This window comes from Phycisphaerae bacterium (assembly GCA_017999985.1).
In the GTDB taxonomy this organism is placed as follows: Bacteria; Planctomycetota; Phycisphaerae; order UBA1845; family Fen-1342; genus JAGNKU01.
Window position 1 is genome coordinate 160,797 of sequence record JAGNKU010000001.1, and the last position, 18,524, is coordinate 179,320.

Annotated in this window: 17 protein-coding genes; 14 read left to right on the forward strand and 3 right to left on the reverse strand. The window is 68.3% G+C overall.

Annotation, left to right across the window (positions count from 1 at the left end):
- Positions 1-22: 22 nt before the first annotated feature.
- Positions 23-757: a 16S rRNA (guanine(527)-N(7))-methyltransferase RsmG gene (gene rsmG / locus KA383_00610; protein ID MBP7744600.1), complete on the reverse strand. Its 735-nt coding sequence runs from the start codon at positions 755-757 to the stop codon at positions 23-25.
- The gene (locus tag KA383_00615; protein ID MBP7744601.1) at positions 729-3,575 is read right to left on the reverse strand and encodes an FAD-binding protein; all 2,847 of its coding nucleotides are present in this window, start codon (positions 3,573-3,575) and stop codon (positions 729-731) included. The genes rsmG and KA383_00615 overlap by 29 nt, the downstream gene beginning before the upstream one ends.
- A 177-nt stretch (positions 3,576-3,752) precedes the next feature.
- On the opposite strand from KA383_00615, the gene KA383_00620 reads away from it, so the two are divergent.
- Positions 3,753-4,379, forward strand: coding sequence for a hypothetical protein (locus KA383_00620; GenBank protein ID MBP7744602.1), 627 nt, complete (start codon positions 3,753-3,755; stop codon positions 4,377-4,379).
- A gap of 18 nt (positions 4,380-4,397) precedes the next feature.
- Here KA383_00620 and KA383_00625 read toward each other — a convergent pair whose 3' ends face one another.
- Positions 4,398-4,817 (reverse strand): secondary thiamine-phosphate synthase enzyme YjbQ, encoded by a 420-nt coding sequence (locus tag KA383_00625; GenBank protein ID MBP7744603.1) that lies wholly within the window; start codon positions 4,815-4,817, stop codon positions 4,398-4,400.
- A 128-nt stretch (positions 4,818-4,945) separates the two neighbouring features.
- Here KA383_00625 and KA383_00630 point away from each other — a divergent pair, with 128 nt between their 5' ends.
- From KA383_00630 to KA383_00690, 13 genes are all read left to right on the forward strand, one after another.
- Positions 4,946-6,088 carry an acyl-CoA dehydrogenase family protein gene (locus KA383_00630; protein ID MBP7744604.1) on the forward strand — a complete coding sequence of 381 codons (1,143 nt, stop codon included), beginning with the start codon at positions 4,946-4,948 and terminating at the stop codon, positions 6,086-6,088.
- Positions 6,089-6,538: 450 nt separating this feature from the next.
- Complete coding sequence (locus KA383_00635; GenBank protein ID MBP7744605.1) at positions 6,539-8,908, forward strand: response regulator; 2,370 nt, start codon at positions 6,539-6,541, stop codon at positions 8,906-8,908.
- A gap of 304 nt (positions 8,909-9,212) precedes the next feature.
- Positions 9,213-9,461: a HypC/HybG/HupF family hydrogenase formation chaperone gene (locus tag KA383_00640; protein MBP7744606.1), complete on the forward strand. Its 249-nt coding sequence runs from the start codon at positions 9,213-9,215 to the stop codon at positions 9,459-9,461.
- Entirely contained in the window at positions 9,458-10,552 is a 1,095-nt protein-coding gene (gene hypD, locus KA383_00645) for a hydrogenase formation protein HypD (GenBank protein MBP7744607.1), read from the forward strand. The genes KA383_00640 and hypD overlap by 4 nt, the downstream gene beginning before the upstream one ends.
- Entirely contained in the window at positions 10,549-11,607 is a 1,059-nt protein-coding gene (hypE, locus tag KA383_00650; GenBank protein ID MBP7744608.1) for a hydrogenase expression/formation protein HypE, read from the forward strand. Before hypD ends, hypE begins: the two co-directional genes overlap by 4 nt.
- Positions 11,608-11,662: 55 nt before the next feature.
- Positions 11,663-12,025 (forward strand): hydrogenase maturation nickel metallochaperone HypA, encoded by a 363-nt coding sequence (locus tag KA383_00655; GenBank protein MBP7744609.1) that lies wholly within the window; start codon positions 11,663-11,665, stop codon positions 12,023-12,025.
- The gene (hypB, locus tag KA383_00660) at positions 12,022-12,714 is read left to right on the forward strand and encodes a hydrogenase nickel incorporation protein HypB (GenBank protein MBP7744610.1); all 693 of its coding nucleotides are present in this window, start codon (positions 12,022-12,024) and stop codon (positions 12,712-12,714) included. Before KA383_00655 ends, hypB begins: the two co-directional genes overlap by 4 nt.
- A gap of 52 nt (positions 12,715-12,766) precedes the next feature.
- Positions 12,767-14,584, forward strand: coding sequence for an NAD(P)H-dependent oxidoreductase subunit E (locus KA383_00665; protein MBP7744611.1), 1,818 nt, complete (start codon positions 12,767-12,769; stop codon positions 14,582-14,584).
- Between the two features lie 45 nt (positions 14,585-14,629).
- Positions 14,630-15,340 (forward strand): (2Fe-2S)-binding protein, encoded by a 711-nt coding sequence (locus tag KA383_00670; GenBank protein ID MBP7744612.1) that lies wholly within the window; start codon positions 14,630-14,632, stop codon positions 15,338-15,340.
- Positions 15,341-15,439: 99 nt separating this feature from the next.
- The gene (locus KA383_00675) at positions 15,440-15,985 is read left to right on the forward strand and encodes an NADP oxidoreductase (GenBank protein MBP7744613.1); all 546 of its coding nucleotides are present in this window, start codon (positions 15,440-15,442) and stop codon (positions 15,983-15,985) included.
- 154 nt (positions 15,986-16,139) lie between these two features.
- Positions 16,140-17,567: a Ni/Fe hydrogenase subunit alpha gene (locus KA383_00680; protein ID MBP7744614.1), complete on the forward strand. Its 1,428-nt coding sequence runs from the start codon at positions 16,140-16,142 to the stop codon at positions 17,565-17,567.
- 47 nt (positions 17,568-17,614) lie between these two features.
- Positions 17,615-18,127: a hydrogenase maturation protease gene (locus KA383_00685; GenBank protein MBP7744615.1), complete on the forward strand. Its 513-nt coding sequence runs from the start codon at positions 17,615-17,617 to the stop codon at positions 18,125-18,127.
- Positions 18,127-18,504 carry a response regulator gene (locus KA383_00690; protein ID MBP7744616.1) on the forward strand — a complete coding sequence of 126 codons (378 nt, stop codon included), beginning with the start codon at positions 18,127-18,129 and terminating at the stop codon, positions 18,502-18,504. Before KA383_00685 ends, KA383_00690 begins: the two co-directional genes overlap by 1 nt.
- The last annotated feature ends 20 nt before the right edge of the window (positions 18,505-18,524 follow it).

The window sequence follows — 18,524 nt, forward strand, 5'->3', positions numbered from 1 at the left end:
ACCGACGCGCGGCCGCGTCGTGCTACAGCGGGCGCTTCCTCGCCCGCCCGGGCGCACGGGGCAGATCGGCGCGCAGCACCCCCGATTTCCGATAGCGGAGTACCACCCGCGCGTCCGCTTCACCAGGCAGCCGATAGGACAGCGCGCCGACGTACTCCAGCACACACATGGCCGCGGCGGCCTGCGCGGCGGCACGTTCCTCGGCCGCTCGAGCTGCCGACTTGAAGAACCAGCATTCCCCGCCGGACCGCACAAAACCCGCCGCGTACTCCAGCAACACCGGTAACTCCGCGACCGCCCGACTCGTCACCGCGTCAAACCGTTCGCGATACGCCGGCGCGTGTGCCCGCACCTCCGCCCGGCCCCAGAGCGCGGTCGCGTTCGACAGGCCCAGTCGTGCAATCATCCGCGCCGCCGCATCGACCTTCTTCCGCGTCGCGTCCAGGAGCGTCACGCGCACGCCCTCGCACACGCACGCCACGGGAACCCCTGGCAGTCCCCCGCCACTACCGAGATCCAGCAACGCTTGCACGCGCCGTTCGGATACGAGCCCTGCCAGTGCCAGGCTGTCACAGACATGCCCCCGCCAGATTTCCGCCGCCGTCTTCGCCGCCGTCAGATTCAGCCGCGCATTCTCTTCCAGCAGCAACCGGACGAACTCCGCCAATCGCGCGTACGCCGCCGCACCGACATCGTACCCGGCGGCCCGCAATTCCTCGCGCGTCACCTCAGGGCCCTGCCGGCTCGGCCAGCGCATCCGCCAGCCATTCGATCACGTGCCGCGGCGTCGCCGGCGTGTGGTGCGCGATGTGGTGCCGGCAACTGAAGCCCGATACCGCGATCTCGGCGTCGCCGCGCGCCCGTACCGCCGGGAACAGCCGCTGCTCGCCGACCGCCTTCGCCACGTCGTAATGCTCCACCTCGTGGCCGAAGGCACCCGCCATCCCGCAGCAGCCGCTGTTGATCTCGGACGCCTGCCCGTGCGTGCACGCCGTCAGCACCGCCAGCGCATCCGCCGTGCCCGTCAGCGCCTTCTGGTGGCAATGCCCGTGATAGAGCAGCTTGGGCACCGCGTCGCGGAAGCGCAGCGCCTGCGGGTTCTTTCGCAGCTCCGCCGCCACGAACGTCTCGATCGTCATTGCCCGGCTGGCGATCTGTCGTGCGGCCGGCGTGCGCACCATCTGCGGCAGCTCGTCCAGCAGCACCGACACGCAGCTCGGCTCCGTGCCGACGATCGCCACTCCGCGCTCCGCGTACGGCGCCAACACCTGCACGTTCGCCTCGGCCAGCTTTTTCGCGTCGCGCAGCAGACCCTTGCTGATCAGCGGCCGGCCGCAGCAGCGCGTCGCCGGCACGATGACTTCGTAGCCCAGCGCTTCGAGCACCTTCAGCGCCGCGCGCCCCACCTGCGGCTGGTAGAAGTTCGCCCAGGTGTCGACGAAGTACACGACCTGCGGCCGGCCCGCCGCGGCAACCGCCTCCCCGCGCCGCGCCAGCCACTGCCGGAACGTCGGCCGCGCGAACCGCGGAAACGGCACGCGGCGATCGAACCCGAACAGGTGCTCCATCAGCGCCCGCACCGCACGCGACTGCATCACCCAGTTGCTCAGCGGCGCGAAATGGCTGCCCCACGGCGCCTTGTCCACCGACGCCGCCACCAGGCGCGTCCGCGCCGGCACGCCGAGCCGGTCGTTGCGGTGCGCGAGCCACTCGGCCTTCAGCTTGGCCATGTCGGTGCCGGTGGGGCATTCGGTCTTGCACGCCTTGCAGCTCAGGCACAGGTCCATGACCTCATCGAGCGCTTCATCGGCCAACCCGGTCAGCAGCCCCCGGTTCGACAGGGCGATCCGCAGCGCGTTCGCCCGGGCCCGCGTGCTGTGCGCCTCGTCGCCGGTCGCCATGTACGACGGGCACATTGTGCCGATCAGCCGCTGCCGGCACTGCCCCAGCCCGCTGCACATCCCCGCCAGTCCGGCCATCCCGCCGTACTTGTCGAAGTCCAGAATCGTCGCCGGCTGCTGCGACTCGAAGCCGTCACCGTAGCGCAGATTCTCGTCCATCGGCAGCGCGGCGACGATCTTCCCCGGATTCAGGATGCCGTCCGGGTCGAACGTCCGCTTGATCGTCTCGAACGCCGCCATCAGCCGCGGCCCGAAGGTCTTGCCCAGCCAGCACGACCGCACGATCCCGTCGCCGTGCTCGCCGCTCATTGTCCCGCCGAATTCCGCGACCAGCGTGCTGACGCGGTCGCCGATCCGGCGCAGGCGCACAATGTCCTCGCGCCGCTTGAGATTCAGCACCGGCCGCACGTGCAGACAGCCCACGCTGGCGTGGCCGTAATAGCCGGCCTGCTCCACACCCTCTTCGCGGAGCACTTCGCCCAGGCGCGTCATGTAGTCGCCCAGCCGGGCAGGATCCACCGACGTGTCGTCGATGAAGTCGTACGGCTGCTTATCGCCCGGCCGCGACATGAGCAGCCCCGTGCCGGCCTTGCGCACATCCCACACGTCGGTCTGCTGCGCCGTGTCGGTCAGAATCGGCCAGGCGTAGCCGATGCCGCGGCTCTGGCAGTCCGCGCACAGCTCGTTGAGCCGGCGACTCAGGCGCGCTTCGTCCTCCTCGTAGAACTCCACAATGAGCAGCGCGTGCGGATCGCCCTGCAAGAACCAGCGCCGCCGCGCCATCGCCGGATTGTCCTTCGTCGCGTCCAGGATGAACTTGTCGACCAACTCGACCGCGGCGGGCTGGTGGGCCAGGTGAACCGGCACCGTGTTCAGCGCCTGCGCCAAGCTGTCGTAATGGACGACGACCATGCCCTTGTAGCGCGGCAACGGGATGAGATTGACCGTCGCCGCCGTGACAATCGCCAGCGTCCCCTCGCTGCCGCAGAGCAGCGCCTCGACGTTCAGCCGGCCATCGTTTGGCCGCAGGCGGTCAAGCGCATAGCCGTCGTTCGCGCGCATCACCTTCGGGAAACGCGCCGCGATCTCGTCGGCCTGCTCGGCCAGAATCCTGGTGAGCACGCGTTCGCATTCGATCGCGCGCGGGTTGGTCGCCGGCGGTTCATCCCGCCCCCACGTGTGCGTCGAGCCGTCCGCGAACACGACGTCCAGGCTCAGCACGTGATCGACCGTCCGGCCGAAGACGAGCGAATGCGCGCCGCACGAGTTGTTCGCGATCATCCCGCCGACCGTCGCCCGGCTGCTCGTCGCCACGTCCGGCGCAAAATGCAGCCCGTGCGGGCTGAGCTGCGCGTTCAGCTCGTCGAGCACCACGCCAGCCTCGATACGTGCCGTACGCCGCGCCGGGTCGATCGCCAGCACGCGATTCAGGTGCCGCGAGCAGTCCACAATCAGCCCGCGGTTCACCGCCCCGCCGGCCAGGCCCGTGCCCGCCCCGCGCGCCGTGACCGGCACGCCGTGCCGGGCCGCCAGCGTCACGCACGTGGCCACCTCCGCGGCCGAGCGCGGGAAGGCCACCCCCGCCGGCAGGATCTCGTAGATGCTGGCATCCGTGGCGAACAGGACCCGCGACAGGGCGTCCGTGCGTAGCTCCCCGCCAAGAATGGGCGACAACTCGCGCGCCAGAGCAGCGAATCCGCCCGTCTCGTGTGCGGCTTCGGCGTGGGTGCCACCCGCAGGTGTGGCACCGGCTCGTGCAGCACCGGCGTCTCGCGGGTGTTCCGAGTTCGTGTCCATGGCTGCCCAGTGTACCATCCACCTGCCGGCCCCGCAGCGCGGTATGCTGCCCGCATGGACATCGACCTGGAGCAGTTGCCCATCCCCGATTGGGGCCTGACCTGCCCTCATTGCGCGTACCCGCTGAAGGGGCTGCCCGCCCACCGTTGTCCTGAATGCGGGCGCCCGTTCCGGATCGACGATCTCATCGGCCCATGGACACGCCTGCGCAGCCCGACGTTCACCGGTAGTGAGCTGCCGCTGCCGGATTTTGGCCTGCACTGCGCGCGGTGCGATCAGCCGCTGGCCGGCGCCATGACCCGCACTTGCCCGCACTGCGCGGCCCCGTTCGACCCGCGGGCCTGGCTGCCGCGCGAAGCATGGTTCCTGGTCGCGGAGGAACTCTGTCACCCAATACCGTCCCCCGCCGTGCAGGCCCTGCTGGCCGCCGAGTTGATCCCGTACATCCCCGTTGGCGAGCGTTCGGTGACCGAGATCTACGGCGTGCAGAGCGCCGTCATGGCGCGGGTTCGCGCCCCCCGCGAGTTCTATTTCGACGTCCGCTGGCACCTGCGCCGCGCCGCCGAAGACGCCCGGCGGTGCCGGACCGCGCGGGCCTGGCGCTGCCCGGCCTGCGGCGAACGCAACCCGGCCAACTTTGAGGTGTGCTGGAATTGTGCCGCACCGCCCGCGTCGGCGTGAGTCCCTTCAGCCCGGCGCTCATTCCCCGACGATCTGCACGACGATGTCCCGTGTCCGGCCGCGCGTGTCAAAATCGAGCAGGACAATCTGCTGCCATGTGCCCAGCGGCATCCGGCCGTCCACGACCGGCACCGTCAGCGACGGTCCGAGCGCAGACGCACGCACGTGGGCATGCCCGTTGTCATCGTGCCAGGTCGCCTCGTGCGCGTAATGTTCGCCCTTCGGAGCGATGCGCTCGTAGAACGCCTTCAGATCGTGGCGCAGCAGCCCCGGCTCCGCCTCGGTCGTGGTGATCCCCGCCGTCGACCCCACCACGAACACGACCAGCAAGCCCTGCCGGATCCCGGACGCCGCCACCGCGCGCGCTACTTCCCCCGTGATGTCCAGCACCTCCGTATGCCCTTGCGTGCGAACCTGAAACCGCCCAGCGTGCGTCATGACCTGCTCCTCACCTGCAACGATCCGCGGCACGGGGACCGCGACAAGCCCCGCGCATTCTGCTAGGATCGGGGCACACGGTCCAGGTGGCACAGGCGCGCCTTCGCGACGCCGCAGCGGTGACAACCATGCTCACGACGATCTCCGACGACCACCGTCTCCTGATCGAAGGCGTCCGTGACTACGCGCGCGGCGAACTCCTCGCGCTCGACGCCAAGTGGGACAAGGAGGAATCCTCGTGTTGCGAGCGACTGGGGCAGCTCTATGAGATGGGGCTGATGGGCCTGCGTGTGCCGGAAGACCATGGCGGGCTGGGCTGCCCGATGCTGCCGTACGCGCACATCATCCGCGAATTGTCCTACGCGTCGCCCTCCGTGGCCGTCACGGTCAGCGTGCACAACATGGTGTGCGAGGCCATCAAGATGTTCGCCGCCGACGCGCTGCGCGACGAGATGCAGCGCTGCCTCGTCACCCCCGGCAACCTGGCCGCCTTCGCCATCAGCGAGCCGGACGCCGGCTCCGACCCCGCCGCCGCCAAGACGCGGGCCGTGCCCGCCGCCGGCGGGTGGCAACTGACCGGCAGCAAGTTCTGGGTGACGAACGGCCTGCACGGCCGCTGGTTCATTGTGCTGGCCCGCACCGACCATTCCGGCCGCAACAAGGACCTGAGCATGTTCCTGCTCGACGCCCAGCAGGACGCCGTCGAGCGCCGCCCCATCCACGGCAAGATGGGCATCCGCGGCTCCGAAACCGCCGAGATGAGCCTCGACGGCGCCTTCGTGCCAGCGGAACACCTGCTGGGGCAGCCCGGCGACGGCCTGAAGATCGCGCTGTCCGCCCTGGACGGCGGCCGCATCGGCATCGCGTCACAGGCGGTCGGCATCAGCCAGGCCTGCCTGGACCTGATGGTGAGCTACTCCAAGGAGCGCCGGCAGTTCAACCGCCCGATCGCGGATTTCCAGGCGATCCAGTGGATGATCGCCGACAGCCAGACGGAACTGGACGCCTCCCAGTTGCTCATCGATCGCGCCGCGCAACTCAAGGATGCGGAGCAGCCGTACACGCGCGAGGCGTCCATCGCCAAGCTGTTTGCGACGGAGGCGGTCAACCGCATCGCCTACCGCGCCGTGCAGGTCCACGGCGGCACGGGCTTCGTCAACGAATGCCGCGTCGAACAGCTCTACCGCGACGCGCGCGTCACCACCATCTACGAAGGCACGAGCGAGATTCAACGCCACGTTATCGCCCGTGAGATTCTGCGCGGCGTTTAGCGGACCCGCCCCCGCCGCCGCCGCGTGGGCAGCGCCCACTGCGCGCTCTGCCCCGCGACATGGCCCGGTACGAGCCGCCTTCCCGCGCCCGTTGGCACCGCATTAGCAGACCGTCCCCCCGGACCATTCGCGGCGGCATTCGCGCCACCGGGGCAGCCCACGCCCTCCCGGTTTCACTAGGGCACGCGCCCACGCCGAACGATGAATCCCATGTGGGTATAGAGCTGAACCGTGCCCGCGCGCCAACGATGGTGCTGCGGGCCGCCGGGAGCGTCGTGTGAGCCAAACGCCCGTGGACCCGTCTCCACTGCTCGGCCTGCGCTGCTGCGTCGCGACATTGGCCGCGCTCGGCCGCTGCCTGCATGGACCGCTGGTCCAGGTCCGTCCTGTGCGGCAAACCGCCGCCCCGTCGCCGGGCGCGCCGGATAGTCTTTCAGGGGAGGTACGGGGATGACGCTGCGCGCGAAAGTGCTCGTGACGAACGCGGTCATGCTGACGTTCCTGCTGATCGCGCTGAACCTCGGCCTGTCGCGGATCGTGTCGCACGGCTTCGCCCGCATCGAGGCCCGCGACACGGAGCAGAACGTCCAGCGCGTCGTGGACATGCTGAACGCGGACCAGGCCGCGCTCGATCGCACGGTCCGCGACTGGTCGGCCTGGGATGACACGTACGCCTTCATCGCGGACCACAATCCGGCTTACGTCGAATCGAACTGGGCCGAGTACACGTTCAGAGACACCGACCTCGATTGGGCCTGCTACGTGGATCGCACCGGCCGCGTCGTACTCAGCCGGTACTACGACCCGACGCTCCAGGCCGAGGCCCCCGCGCCCACAAGTGTGCTGGACTTGTGCGCCCCGGACAGCCCCCTGCTGGCGCGCGATGACCACGCGGAGCACCACGGCGGCCTGCTCATGACGCCCGACGGCCCATGCCTCGTCTCGGTCTGGCCGATCGTGCCAACCTCGCGCGACGGCCCCGTGCGCGGGACGCTGCTCGCCGGGCGCCGCCTCGACCCCCAGCGCCTGGCACGCCTGGCACGCATGCTGCGCCTCTCCATCGACCTGCGCGCGCTGGACAGCCCGCTCCCGGCGGATTTCGCCGCGGCGCACACCCGCCTCGCGCAGCACCCCGGCCGCACTGTCACCACGCTGGCCGGTGGCCAGGCCGCTGGCTTTGTCATCCAGTCCGACGTCTACGGGCGACCGGCCGCGCTGCTGCGCGTCGCCCAGCCGGCAATCATCTCACCGCTGGCCGCCGCCACCTGGGCCCATTTCCAGCTCGCATTGCTGGGCGTCGGCCTGCTGTTTGGCGCTGCGATGACCATCCTCATGCAGCGGCTGGTAGTCGGCCGCCTGCGACACTTCAGCCAGAACGTTCGCCGAATCAGTGCTTCCGGCGACCTCGGCGCGCGTGTGCCCGTGCAGCACCACGACGAGCTCAGCGATCTGACGATCGCGGTCAACGGGCTCCTGGCACGCACGCAACGCTCCCAGCGGCTGTTGCAGGCCCGCCAGCGCGAGCTGCAGGAGGCACGCGACGCGGCCGATTCCGCGAACCGGGCCAAGAGCGCATTCCTGGCCAACATGAGCCACGAGATCCGGACGCCCCTCACCGCCATCACCGGCTTCGCCGAGTTGCTGGTCGAGGGCAGCGCGCAATGCGCGGCGTGCACCGCGCGGCTGGACTGCGCGACGCGCCGCCAGCGCCGCGAACACGCCGAAATGGTGCTCTCCAACGGGCGCCACCTGCTGAGCGTCGTCAACGACATCCTCGACCTGTCCAAGATCGAATCCGGCAAGCTGACGCTCGAGAACCTGACGTGCTCCCCCGCCACGATCATCGCCGAAGCCGTCAGCAACGCCCAGGTCCGCGCCCGCAGCAAGGGATTGACTTTCGAGCTGCGCCTGGCAACGCCGCTCCCCGAGCGCATCCAGTCCGACCCCACCCGCCTGCGCCAGGTGCTCCTGAACCTGCTCGCCAACGCGATCAAATTCACGGAGCTGGGCGGCGTCACGTTGACCGTGCAACTCATTGAGCCGCCCGCCAGCACGGGCCGGGCGCCGCAACTCCGCTTTGACATCGCGGACACCGGCATCGGCATCACCCCCGAGCAACTCACCCGCATCTTCCAGCCCTTCGCACAAGCCGACTCGTCCACGAGCCGACGCTTCGGCGGAACCGGCCTCGGCCTGGCCATCAGCAAGCACCTGGCCGCCGCCTTGGGCGGCGAGCTCACCGTCACGAGCCAGCCGGGACGGGGCAGCACCTTCACTCTCACGATCGCGACCGGCGCACTCGACAACGTGCCCCGCAGCACCGCGTCCGCGCCGCTCGACCCCTGCCCCAGCCCCGCCGGCCCAGTTACCGCGAGTCAGGATCAGCCGCTCGACTGCACGGTGCTCCTGGCCGAAGACGGGCCGGACAACCAGCGCCTGATCTCCTTCCTCCTCACGAAAGCCGGCGCACGTGTCACGGTCGCGGAAAACGGACAGGTCGCCGCGAACCTGGCCCTCGCCGCCCGCGCCGAGGGCCGCTCGTTCGACGTTGTTCTCATGGACATGCAGATGCCGGTGCTCGACGGCTACGCCGCCACCCGGCGGTTGCGCACTGCCGGCTACAGCGGCCCCATCGTCGCCCTAACCGCTCACGCCATGACTGGCGACCGGGAGAAATGCCTGGCCGCCGGTTGCGATGGCTTCGCGACCAAGCCCATCGACCGCCACAGTCTCATCGCGTTGGTGCGACAAATGACCCAGCACGCGCGCGGCGCGCCCCCCGAGGCTGCTGGAACGCGCAATCGCCGAACCGATCCGTAGCAGGCCGCGCTGCCCGGCGTGCTGGCCCCGCTGCGTGAGATTCCGCACTTCGGCGCCGTAACGCCCGCGCACACCCCCCCGCCACCTCGTCTCCCGTGCTATAATGCCCGCTCTTGTTCTGGTCTGTCGATTGCAGTTCGACCAGCCAGCCGAGCCGATGAACGCAACATGTGCGCACCGCCGCTGACAACCGCCCGCGTGCTGCCGAGAACCTCTCCTCCACAAACCGTCGCTGCGCGCTGCCGCGGGTCATCCCGCCGGCGTGCGGGCTCCCGAACCATCTTCCGATCCGGAGCATAGCCCCATGTGTCTCGCGGTCCCCGGACAGATCATCGCGTGCCACGGCGACGAAGCCACCGTCGATCTGCAGGGCAACCAGCTCAAGGTCAGCAGGGTGCTGACCCCGGAAGCTGATGTCGGCGACTGGGTGCTGGTCCACGCCGGCTTCGCCATCACGCAACTTGACGAGGCCGAAGCCAGGGAGACCTGGGACTACCTGCAGCAGGCACTCGGCGATCCGACCGGGGACGAGCCGGGCGGGGAGGCCTCGTGAATACCGCTGCGCCGCAACTCGTCTCCCGCCTGCGCCAGCTCTGTCGCGGCCGAGAGCCGCGCATCCAATTGATGGAAGTCTGCGGCACCCACACCGTCGCCATTTTCCGCACCGGGCTGCGCGGGCTCCTGCCGCCCGAGCTGCGGCTCGTCAGCGGCCCCGGCTGCCCGGTGTGTGTGACCGCCCAGCGCCACATTGACGCCGCGATCGAGCTGGCGGCCCGACCCGGCGTGATCCTCGCCACCTACGGCGACATGCTCCGCGTCCCCGGTCGTCGTGGTAGCCTGGAGCGCTTGCGAGCTGAGGGCGCCACGATTCACGTCGTCAACTCCGCCCGCACCGCGCTCGATCTCGCGCGCGAGCACGCGGACCGCCAGGTGGTTTTCCTCGGCGTCGGCTTCGAGACCACGGCCCCGGCCACCGCCGCGACCGTCCTCGAAGCGGATCGCGAAGGAATCGAGAACTTCTGCGTCCTCATGTGCCACAAGCTCGTCGTCCCGGCGATGCGCGCGTTGCTCAACGCGGGCGATGTGCCGCTCGACGGCTTCCTCGCGCCTGGGCACGTCAGCGTGATCATCGGTGCGGCGGCGTACGCGCGGATCGTGGCCGAGCACCACCGGCCAGTCGTCATCGCCGGGTTCGAGCCGGACCAGATCCTGCGCGGGCTCGTCGCCCTGGTGCGACAGGTGTGCGAGGCCCGGGCCGCTATCGAGAACGTCTACTCCGCGGTCGTCACCGACGCCGGCAACTGCGTCGCGCTGGATCTGCTCGCCAAAGTCTGCGTGCCCGCCGACACCGCCTGGCGCGAGCTCGGCACCATCCCCCAGAGCGGCCTCGAACTCGCGCCGCCTTACCGACGCTTTGACGCCCTGGAACGCTTCGGTGTCCAGCTCGGCGCAGATGAGAACCACCCGCTGTGCCGCTGCGGCGAAGTGATCACCGGCAAGGCCGAGCCGGCCGATTGTCCCGCCTTCGCCGACGCCTGCACCCCACTGAACCCCATCGGCCCCTGCATGGTCAGCAGCGAAGGCACCTGCGCGGCGTGGTACAAGTACAACCGCGCGGCGGTGCAAACCGGGAGGCACGGATGAGCATGCAGACGGCCGGCACCGGGACGCAAAACCGCGTGGTCATCGCCCACGGCGGCGGCGGGGAGCTGATGGGACGGCTGATCCGCGATCATCTGCTGCCGCCCCTGCGCAACGAGCGGCTGGCCGCCCTCACCGACAGCGCCGTGCTCCCCTGGTCCGCCGGGGAGGTCGTCTTCACCACCGACTCCTATGTGGTCACGCCGCTCGAATTCCCCGGCGGCAACATCGGCCGGTTGGCCGTCGCGGGGACGGTCAATGATCTCGCCGTCATGGGCGCCACCCCGCTCGCGCTCAGCCTCGGCCTGATCCTCGAAGAAGGTCTCCCACTGGAGGTGCTGGACCGCGTCATCGCCACACTTGCCGCCACCGCCCGCGAGGCCGGCGTCGAGATCGTCACCGGCGACACGAAGGTCATCGAACGGCGCGCGTCGGCCGCCCCGGGCGGCACGCCGACCGAAGGGCTGTTCATCAACACCGCCGGCGTCGGGCGCCTGCGTCCCGGCGTGCGCCTCGGTCTGGAACGCATCGAGCCGGGCGACGCCATCCTGGTGAACGGTCCGATCGCCGAGCACGGCCTGGCGGTGATGTCCGTCCGCAACGGGATTGAATTTGAATCCAGTCTGCGGAGCGACGTCGCGCCGCTCAACGGCCTCGTTGCAGCGCTGCTCGACGCCGGCGGCGACATCAAGTTCCTGCGCGACGCGACGCGCGGCGGCGTCGCGGGCGTGCTGGCCGACATCTGCGACGGGCGCAACCTGAGTCTGGAAATTGACGAAGCGCGCGTGCCGCTGTCGGCAACGGCGCGCCACGCGGCGGAAATGCTCGGGCTGGACCCGCTGACCGTCGCGAACGAAGGAAAATGCGTCGTGGTCGTTGCCGAGCAAGACGCCGAGCGTACGCTCCGCGCCTGTCGCGCCCATCCGCTCGGCCGCGACGCCGCGCTGATCGGCCGGGTGGTCGACACGACGCCGGCCCTGGTGGAATTGATGACCCGCGCTGGCGGGCGCCGCGTCGTGCAGCGCCCGTATGGCGAGGAGTTGCCGCGCATCTGCTGATCTGCGCACCGCGCGGGTGTGCCACTGCTCTTGAGCAGTGCCGAATGGTGTCGTGATGCACGAGTTCTCGATCGCGTCCGCGCTCGTCGATCAACTGCAGCGCATCGCCGCGGAGCAGCGCGCCACGCGCATCACCGCCGTCGAGGTGCATTGCGGCGTCATGCAGCAGGTCGTGCCCGAGGCGCTGCGATTGGCGTTCGAGGCCACCAGCACCGACACGCCCGCCGCCGGTGCCACACTGACGATCGTGGAAGAGGGGCTCGTCGCCCGCTGCCGCGCGTGCGACGTGCGCTACGCGGCGGCGATCGACGATTACGCCTGTCCGCGGTGTCGCCAGGCGGATGTCGAGTTGCTGGCCGGCCGGGACATTGTGCTGCGCACCGTGACGTGTGAAACCCAGGACGGGGTCGCCGTATGAAAATCAACGTGGTGGAAAGCGTGCTGAAAGCCAACGATGCCGTGGCGCAGGCCAATCGGCAGCGGCTCGACGCCGCCGGCATCCTGGCCATCAACCTGATGAGCGCCCCCGGCAGCGGGAAGACGACGCTGCTGGAGAAGACGATCGCGGCGCTCGGGCGCCCCGGGTGTTGTGCCGTCATTGTCGGCGACCTGCAGACCACGCGCGACGCCGAGCGGCTGGGCGCGCTCACCGCGCAGGTGACCCAGATCAACACGGGCACGGGCTGTCATCTCACCGCCACGCAGGTCGCGGCGGGCCTGGACAGCCTGGACCTCAAGGAAATCGAGTACCTGTTTATCGAGAATGTCGGCAACATGGTCTGCCCGGCGGGGTTCGATCTCGGCGAGCATCGGCGGGCCGTGCTGCTCAGCGTGCCGGAGGGCGACGACAAGGTGGCCAAGTACCCCACGCTGTTTCAGCCGGCCGATGTCATTCTCCTGACCAAGGTGGATTTGCTCGGCATTCTTGACTACCAGAGCCGAAAAGTGTATGAGGATCTATCTCGAATCAATACGCGGGCCCCGGTGGTCGAGCTCTCTTCCAAGACGGGCCAGGGTATCACCGTCTGGCTGGATTGGGTGCAGCAGCAGCGCTGCGGGGCGATCGACGCCGAGCGCTCGTCGAACCAGCGCCGGCCAGGCAGTTAGTCGAGCGAACCTGTCACACACGAGTAGTTGACTCGAAAGGTCGAGGTTGTCCATGAGCGAAAGTCTCGAAGCCACGGTCCGTGCGATCTGCCAAGCCTGCGGCCGCGACCGCACGCACATGATGGACATCGTCCGGGCCGTGCAGCAGAAGTTCGGCTGTGTCTCCGGCCCCGCGCTGGAACTGATCGCGAAGGAAACGTCGGTCCACCGCGTGGAGGTGGAGAGCGTCGTCTCGTTCTACACTTTCCTCTCCAGCCGCCCCAAGGGCCACGTGGTCATCCGGCTCTGCAACGACGTCATCGATGAAATGCAGGGCGCCCGCGAGGTCGCCCAGGCCTTCGCCGACGAGCTCGGCATCCAAATCGGCGAGACCACGCCCGATGGCAAGATTACCCTGGAAACCACGGCCTGCATCGGCATGTGCGACCAGGCCCCCGCCGCCCTGATCAACGACGTCGTCGTCACCGAGCTCTCCAGCGACGCCGCCCGCCGCATCATCCGCGACCTGCGCAAACACATGGACCCGCAGCGCCTCATCCACCGCCACGGTGACGGCAACAACGCCCACGAACTCGTCCGCGCCATGGTGCTGAACAACATCCGCCAGCGCGGCCCGGTCATCTTCAGCCCGGCCAACCGCGGCGAGGCCATCCGCAAAGCCATCGCCATGACCCCCGCCGAAGTCATCCGCGCCGTCAAAACCTCGCGGCTGCGCGGCCGCGGCGGCGCTGGCTTCCCAACCGGCATGAAATGGGAATTCACCCGCGCCGCCCCCGGCGACCAGCGCTGCATCATCTGCAACGCCGACGAGGGCGAGCCCGGCACCTTCAAGGATCGCGTGATCCTGACGGAAATCCCCGACCGCGTCTTCGCGGGCATGACCATCGCCGGCTACGCCGTCGGCGCCGCCGAGGGCATCCTGTACCTGCGCGGCGAATACGCCTACCTGCGGGCGTTCCTCGAACACGCCCTGCAGCAGCGCCGGACCGAGCACCTGCTCGGCAACAACATCTGTGGCAAGCAGGGGTTCAACTTCGATATCCGTATCCAGATGGGCGCCGGAGCCTACATCTGCGGCGAGGAAACCGCCCTGATCAGCTCCTGCGAAGGCCGCCGCGGCGACCCCAAGACGCGCCCCCCCTTCCCCGCCCAGAAGGGCTATCTCGACCGCCCGACCGTCGTCAACAACGTCGAGACGCTCTGCTGCGTCACGAAAATCCTGGAGGAAGGCCCCGCCACCTTCTCCGAGCACGGCTCCCAGGGCAGTACCGGCACCAAGCTGCTCAGCATCTCCGGCGACTGCAAGAGCCCCGGCGTGTTCGAGGTCCCCTTCGGCATCAAGCTCGCCGACGTGCTGAAGCTCTGCGGCGGCGAGGACGCCCTCGCCGTCCAGGTCGGCGGCGCCAGCGGCCAGATGGTCGCCCGCGAAGAGTTCAATCGCACGATCTGCTACGACGATCTCGCCACGGGCGGCTCGGTCATGGTCTTCGGGCCGGAGCGGAACGTCCTCGAAGTCGCGCAGAAGTTCATGGAGTTCTTCATCGAGGAGAGCTGCGGCTACTGCACGCCGTGCCGCGTCGGCAACGTGCTGCTCAAGGAGCGGCTCGACAAGATCATCGCCGGCCATGGCGAGCCGGCCGACATCGAGTACCTCCAGGACCTCGGCCAGACGGTCAAGACCATGAGCCGCTGCGGGCTGGGGCAGACCTCGGCGAACCCGGTCCTGACCACGCTGAAGAACTTCCGTGCCACATACAACGCCTTGGTGAAGAAGCGGACCGACGGCCTGCAGCCCGCGTTTAATCTGCTCGCCGCCGTCGGCGAGGCCGAAGCGCTCGTCGGCCGCAAGTCGGAGCATGCCCACGTATAGCTGATCACGCCGGGCGCGCGGGTCCGGCGTCCACGAGGAACCGTTATGAGTGCAACGATCGAGTTCATCATCGACGGCAAAGAGATTACCGGCCAGCCGGGTCAGACCATCCTGGAGGCCGCGCAGCAGGCCGGCGTCTATATCCCGCGCCTGTGCTACAAGAAGGGCCTCGCGCCCCACGGGAGCTGCCGGGTCTGCACGGTACTGGTCAACGGCCGGCCGCAGTCGGCCTGCACGCAGCCCATCGCGCCCGGGATCGTCGTCGAGAACAACACCGAGAAGCTGACCGCCCTGCGCCGCAACCTCATCGAGATGCTGTTCGTCGAGGGCAACCACTTCTGCATGTTCTGCGAGAAGAGCGGCAACTGCGAGCTGCAGGCCCTGGCGTACCGCTTCGGGATCGCGGCCCCAAAGTATCCGTACCTCTTCCCGAAGCGCGACGTGGACGCGTCGCACCCGGACGTCTTCATCGACCGCAACCGCTGCATCCTCTGCGGCCGGTGCGTGCGCTCCTCGCGCGACCTGGACGGCAAGCACGTCTTCGATTTCGTCGGCCGCGGCCCGCACAAGCGCATCGCCGTCAACGCCGAGGCCCGCCTGGCGGACACGAAGCTGGACGTGCGCGACCAGGCGGTTGATGCCTGCCCGGTCGGCGCGATCCTGAAGAAGCGCGTCGGCTACGCCGTGCCGGTGGGCCAGCGCCTCTATGATCACAAGCCGATTGGATCGGAGATCGAGACCGCATGCGGAAAGTAGAAAGTCAAAAGTCAGAAGTCATGAGTCAGAAGCCGGGGAACTCCGGCATCGCGCGGGTTGCGCCGCGCCTGCACTTCTGACTTAACGAAGGAATCTGTCATGGCCAAACCCAAGGTCGCAACCACCTCCCTCGCCGGCTGCTTCGGCTGCCACATGTCCCTGCTGGACATCGACGACCGCATCCTCAAGCTGGTCGAGCTGATCGATTTCGACAAGTCCCCGGTCGACGACATCAAGACCTTCAGCGGGCGCTGCGCCGTCGGGCTGATCGAGGGCGGCTGCTGCAACGAGGAAAACGTCCGCGTGCTGCAGGACTTCCGCGCCCACTGCGACATCCTGATCTCGGTTGGCGATTGCGCCATCATGGGCGGCATCCCGGCCATGCGGAACAACCTCCCGCTGCAGGAATGCTACGAGGAGGCGTACCTCAAGGGTCCGACGGTGCACAACCCGAGCGGGCAGATCCCCAACGACCCGGAGCTGCCCCTGCTGCTCAACCGCGTCTACCCGTGCCACGAGGTCGTGAAGATCGACTACCACCTGCCCGGCTGCCCGCCCCCGGCGGACACGCTCTGGCAGGCCCTGGTCGCGCTGCTGAGCGACAAGCCGGTCGCGCTGCCATATGAGCTTGTGAAGTATGACTGACGTAACAAGGTAACAACGTGACAAGGTGACAATGTGGGCCGTGTTGGCGAATTGACCGCAATGCAACGAACAGGCACCCATTGTTGCTTTGTCACCTCGTTACCTTGTCACCGTTCCGCATGGAGGACGTAACGTGGTATCCACGACCAAAGGCCTGAAGCGCATCGTCATCGAGCCCGTTACCCGCGTCGAGGGTCACGGCAAGGTCTCGATTCTGCTCGACGACCAGAACCGGGTCCAGCAGACCCGCCTGCATATCGTCGAGTTCCGCGGCTTCGAGCGCTTCATCCAGGGCCGCCCTTTCTGGGAAGTGCCCGTGCTCGTCCAGCGCCTCTGCGGCATCTGCCCCGTCAGCCACCACCTGGCCGCCGCCAAGGCCATGGACCGCATCGTCGGCGGCGAGAACCTCACGCCGACCGCCGAGAAGATGCGCCGGCTGATGCACTACGGGCAGTTCTTCCAGTCGCACGCCCTGCACTTCTTCCACCTGGTCTCGCCCGACCTGCTCTTCGGCTTCGACGCCGACCCGGCCATCCGCAACGTCATCGGCGTCGCCGCCAAGTACCCCGACCTCGCGGTCCAGGGCGTCATGATGCGCAAGTACGGTCAGGAGGTCATCCTCCGCACCGCCGGCAAGAAGATCCACGGCACCGGCGCGATCCCGGGCGGCATCAACAAGAACCTCTCGCTCAAGGAGCGCGACGAACTGCTCAAGGACGTCGAGCAGATGGTCGCCTGGTCGCAGGCCGCCCTGAAACTCTGCAAGGACTACACCGTTGAGCACCTGGAGAAGCTGGCCCCCTTCGGCTCCTTCGATTCTAATCACCTGTCGCTGATCCGCGCCGACGGCGCCATGGACCTGTACCACGGCGGCCTGCGCGCGATCAATTTCGACGGCCAGAAGATCTTCGATCACGTCGACTACCAGAAGTACGCCGACTACATCGCCGAAGAGGTCCGCCCCTGGTCCTACATGAAGTTCCCGTTCATCAAGTCGCTGGGCCCGGAAAACGGCTGGTACCGCGTCGGCCCGTTGGCCCGCGTCAACACCGCCGACTTCATCGACACGCCCCTGGCCGAGGCCGCCCGCAAGGAGTTCATGGCCGTCACCAAGGGCAAGCCCAACAACATCTCGATGGCGTATCACTGGACGCGCATCATCGAGCTGCTGCACTCCATCGAGAAAATCCGCGAGTTGCTGCACGACAAGGACCTGCAGGGCAACGATCTCATCGCCCGCGGCGAGCGGCGTGAGGAGACCGTCGGCCTGATCGAGGCCCCGCGCGGCACGCTCTTCCACCACTACAAGGTCAACAAGCACGACCAGGTCGTCATGGCCAACCTCATCGTCTCGACCACCAACAACAACGAGCCGATGAACCGCGCCGTGCAGAAGGTCGCCCGCGACCACCTCAGCGGCCAGAAAATCACCGAGGGTTTGCTCAACCACATCGAGGTGGCCATCCGGGCCTACGACCCGTGCCTCTCGTGCGCCACGCACGCCCTGGGTCAGATGCCGCTCGTGGTCGAGCTGATCGACAGCGCCGGCACCGTGGTGGACAGCCGGGCCCGCGGAATGTAATGGCGTCCCGTGTGCCACTGCTCTGCAGCCGTGGCACGGAGTTGCGGATGAACCCGCTGGAGCAAACGGTTCTGGTGCTCGCCTACGGCAACCCCGGCCGCCGCGACGACGGCCTGGGCCCGGCCCTCGCCACCGCGCTCGCAGCGCTGGACCTCCCCGGCGTCACGATTGACATGGACTATCAGCTCACGGTCGAGGACGCCGCCGCGGTCGCCGCGCACGACGTCGTCGTGTTCGTCGATGCCGACTGCCACGGCGCGGAGCCGTTCTCCTTCACCGAGCTCACGCCGGAGGCGGTCGTCAGCTTCAGCTCCCACAGCGTCGCGCCCCAGGCCGTGCTGGGCCTGGCCGCGGAGCTGTTCGGCGCTGTCCGGCCGGGTTACCTGCTGGGCATTCGGGGATACGAGTTCAACGAGTTCGGCGAGGGCCTGTCGGAGCGGGCCCGGGCGAACCTCGCCGCCGCCCTGGAGTTTATCGAGCCCCTTCTACGTACACGCACCTTTAGCGCAGGTGTCGCCGACGCCGCCCTGGCCGCGGCGACGCCGCTCGGGGACGACTGATGCAAGACGGAAAGCATGTGATTCTGTGTGTCGATGACGATCAGGACCTGCTGGATGCGATGCGGCTGGTGCTGGAGAAGAACGGCTACGTGATGGTCGAGGCCCGCAGCGCCGAGCTCGGCCTGCGCAAGTACAAAGAGGCGAATCCCGACCTGATCATCGTCGACCTGATGATGGAAGAGGTGGATGCCGGCACCAGCCTCGTGAAGGAGCTCAAGGCCGCCGGCAACACCAAGCCGGTCTACATGCTCAGCTCGGTGGGCGACAACCTCAACGTCACGATCGACTACGCCGAGCTGGGGCTGGCCGGCGTCTTCCAGAAGCCGATCAACAACCAGCAACTGCTGACCGTGCTGAAGACGAAGCTGAAGAAGTAGCCCCGCGCGAAGCATCCGAG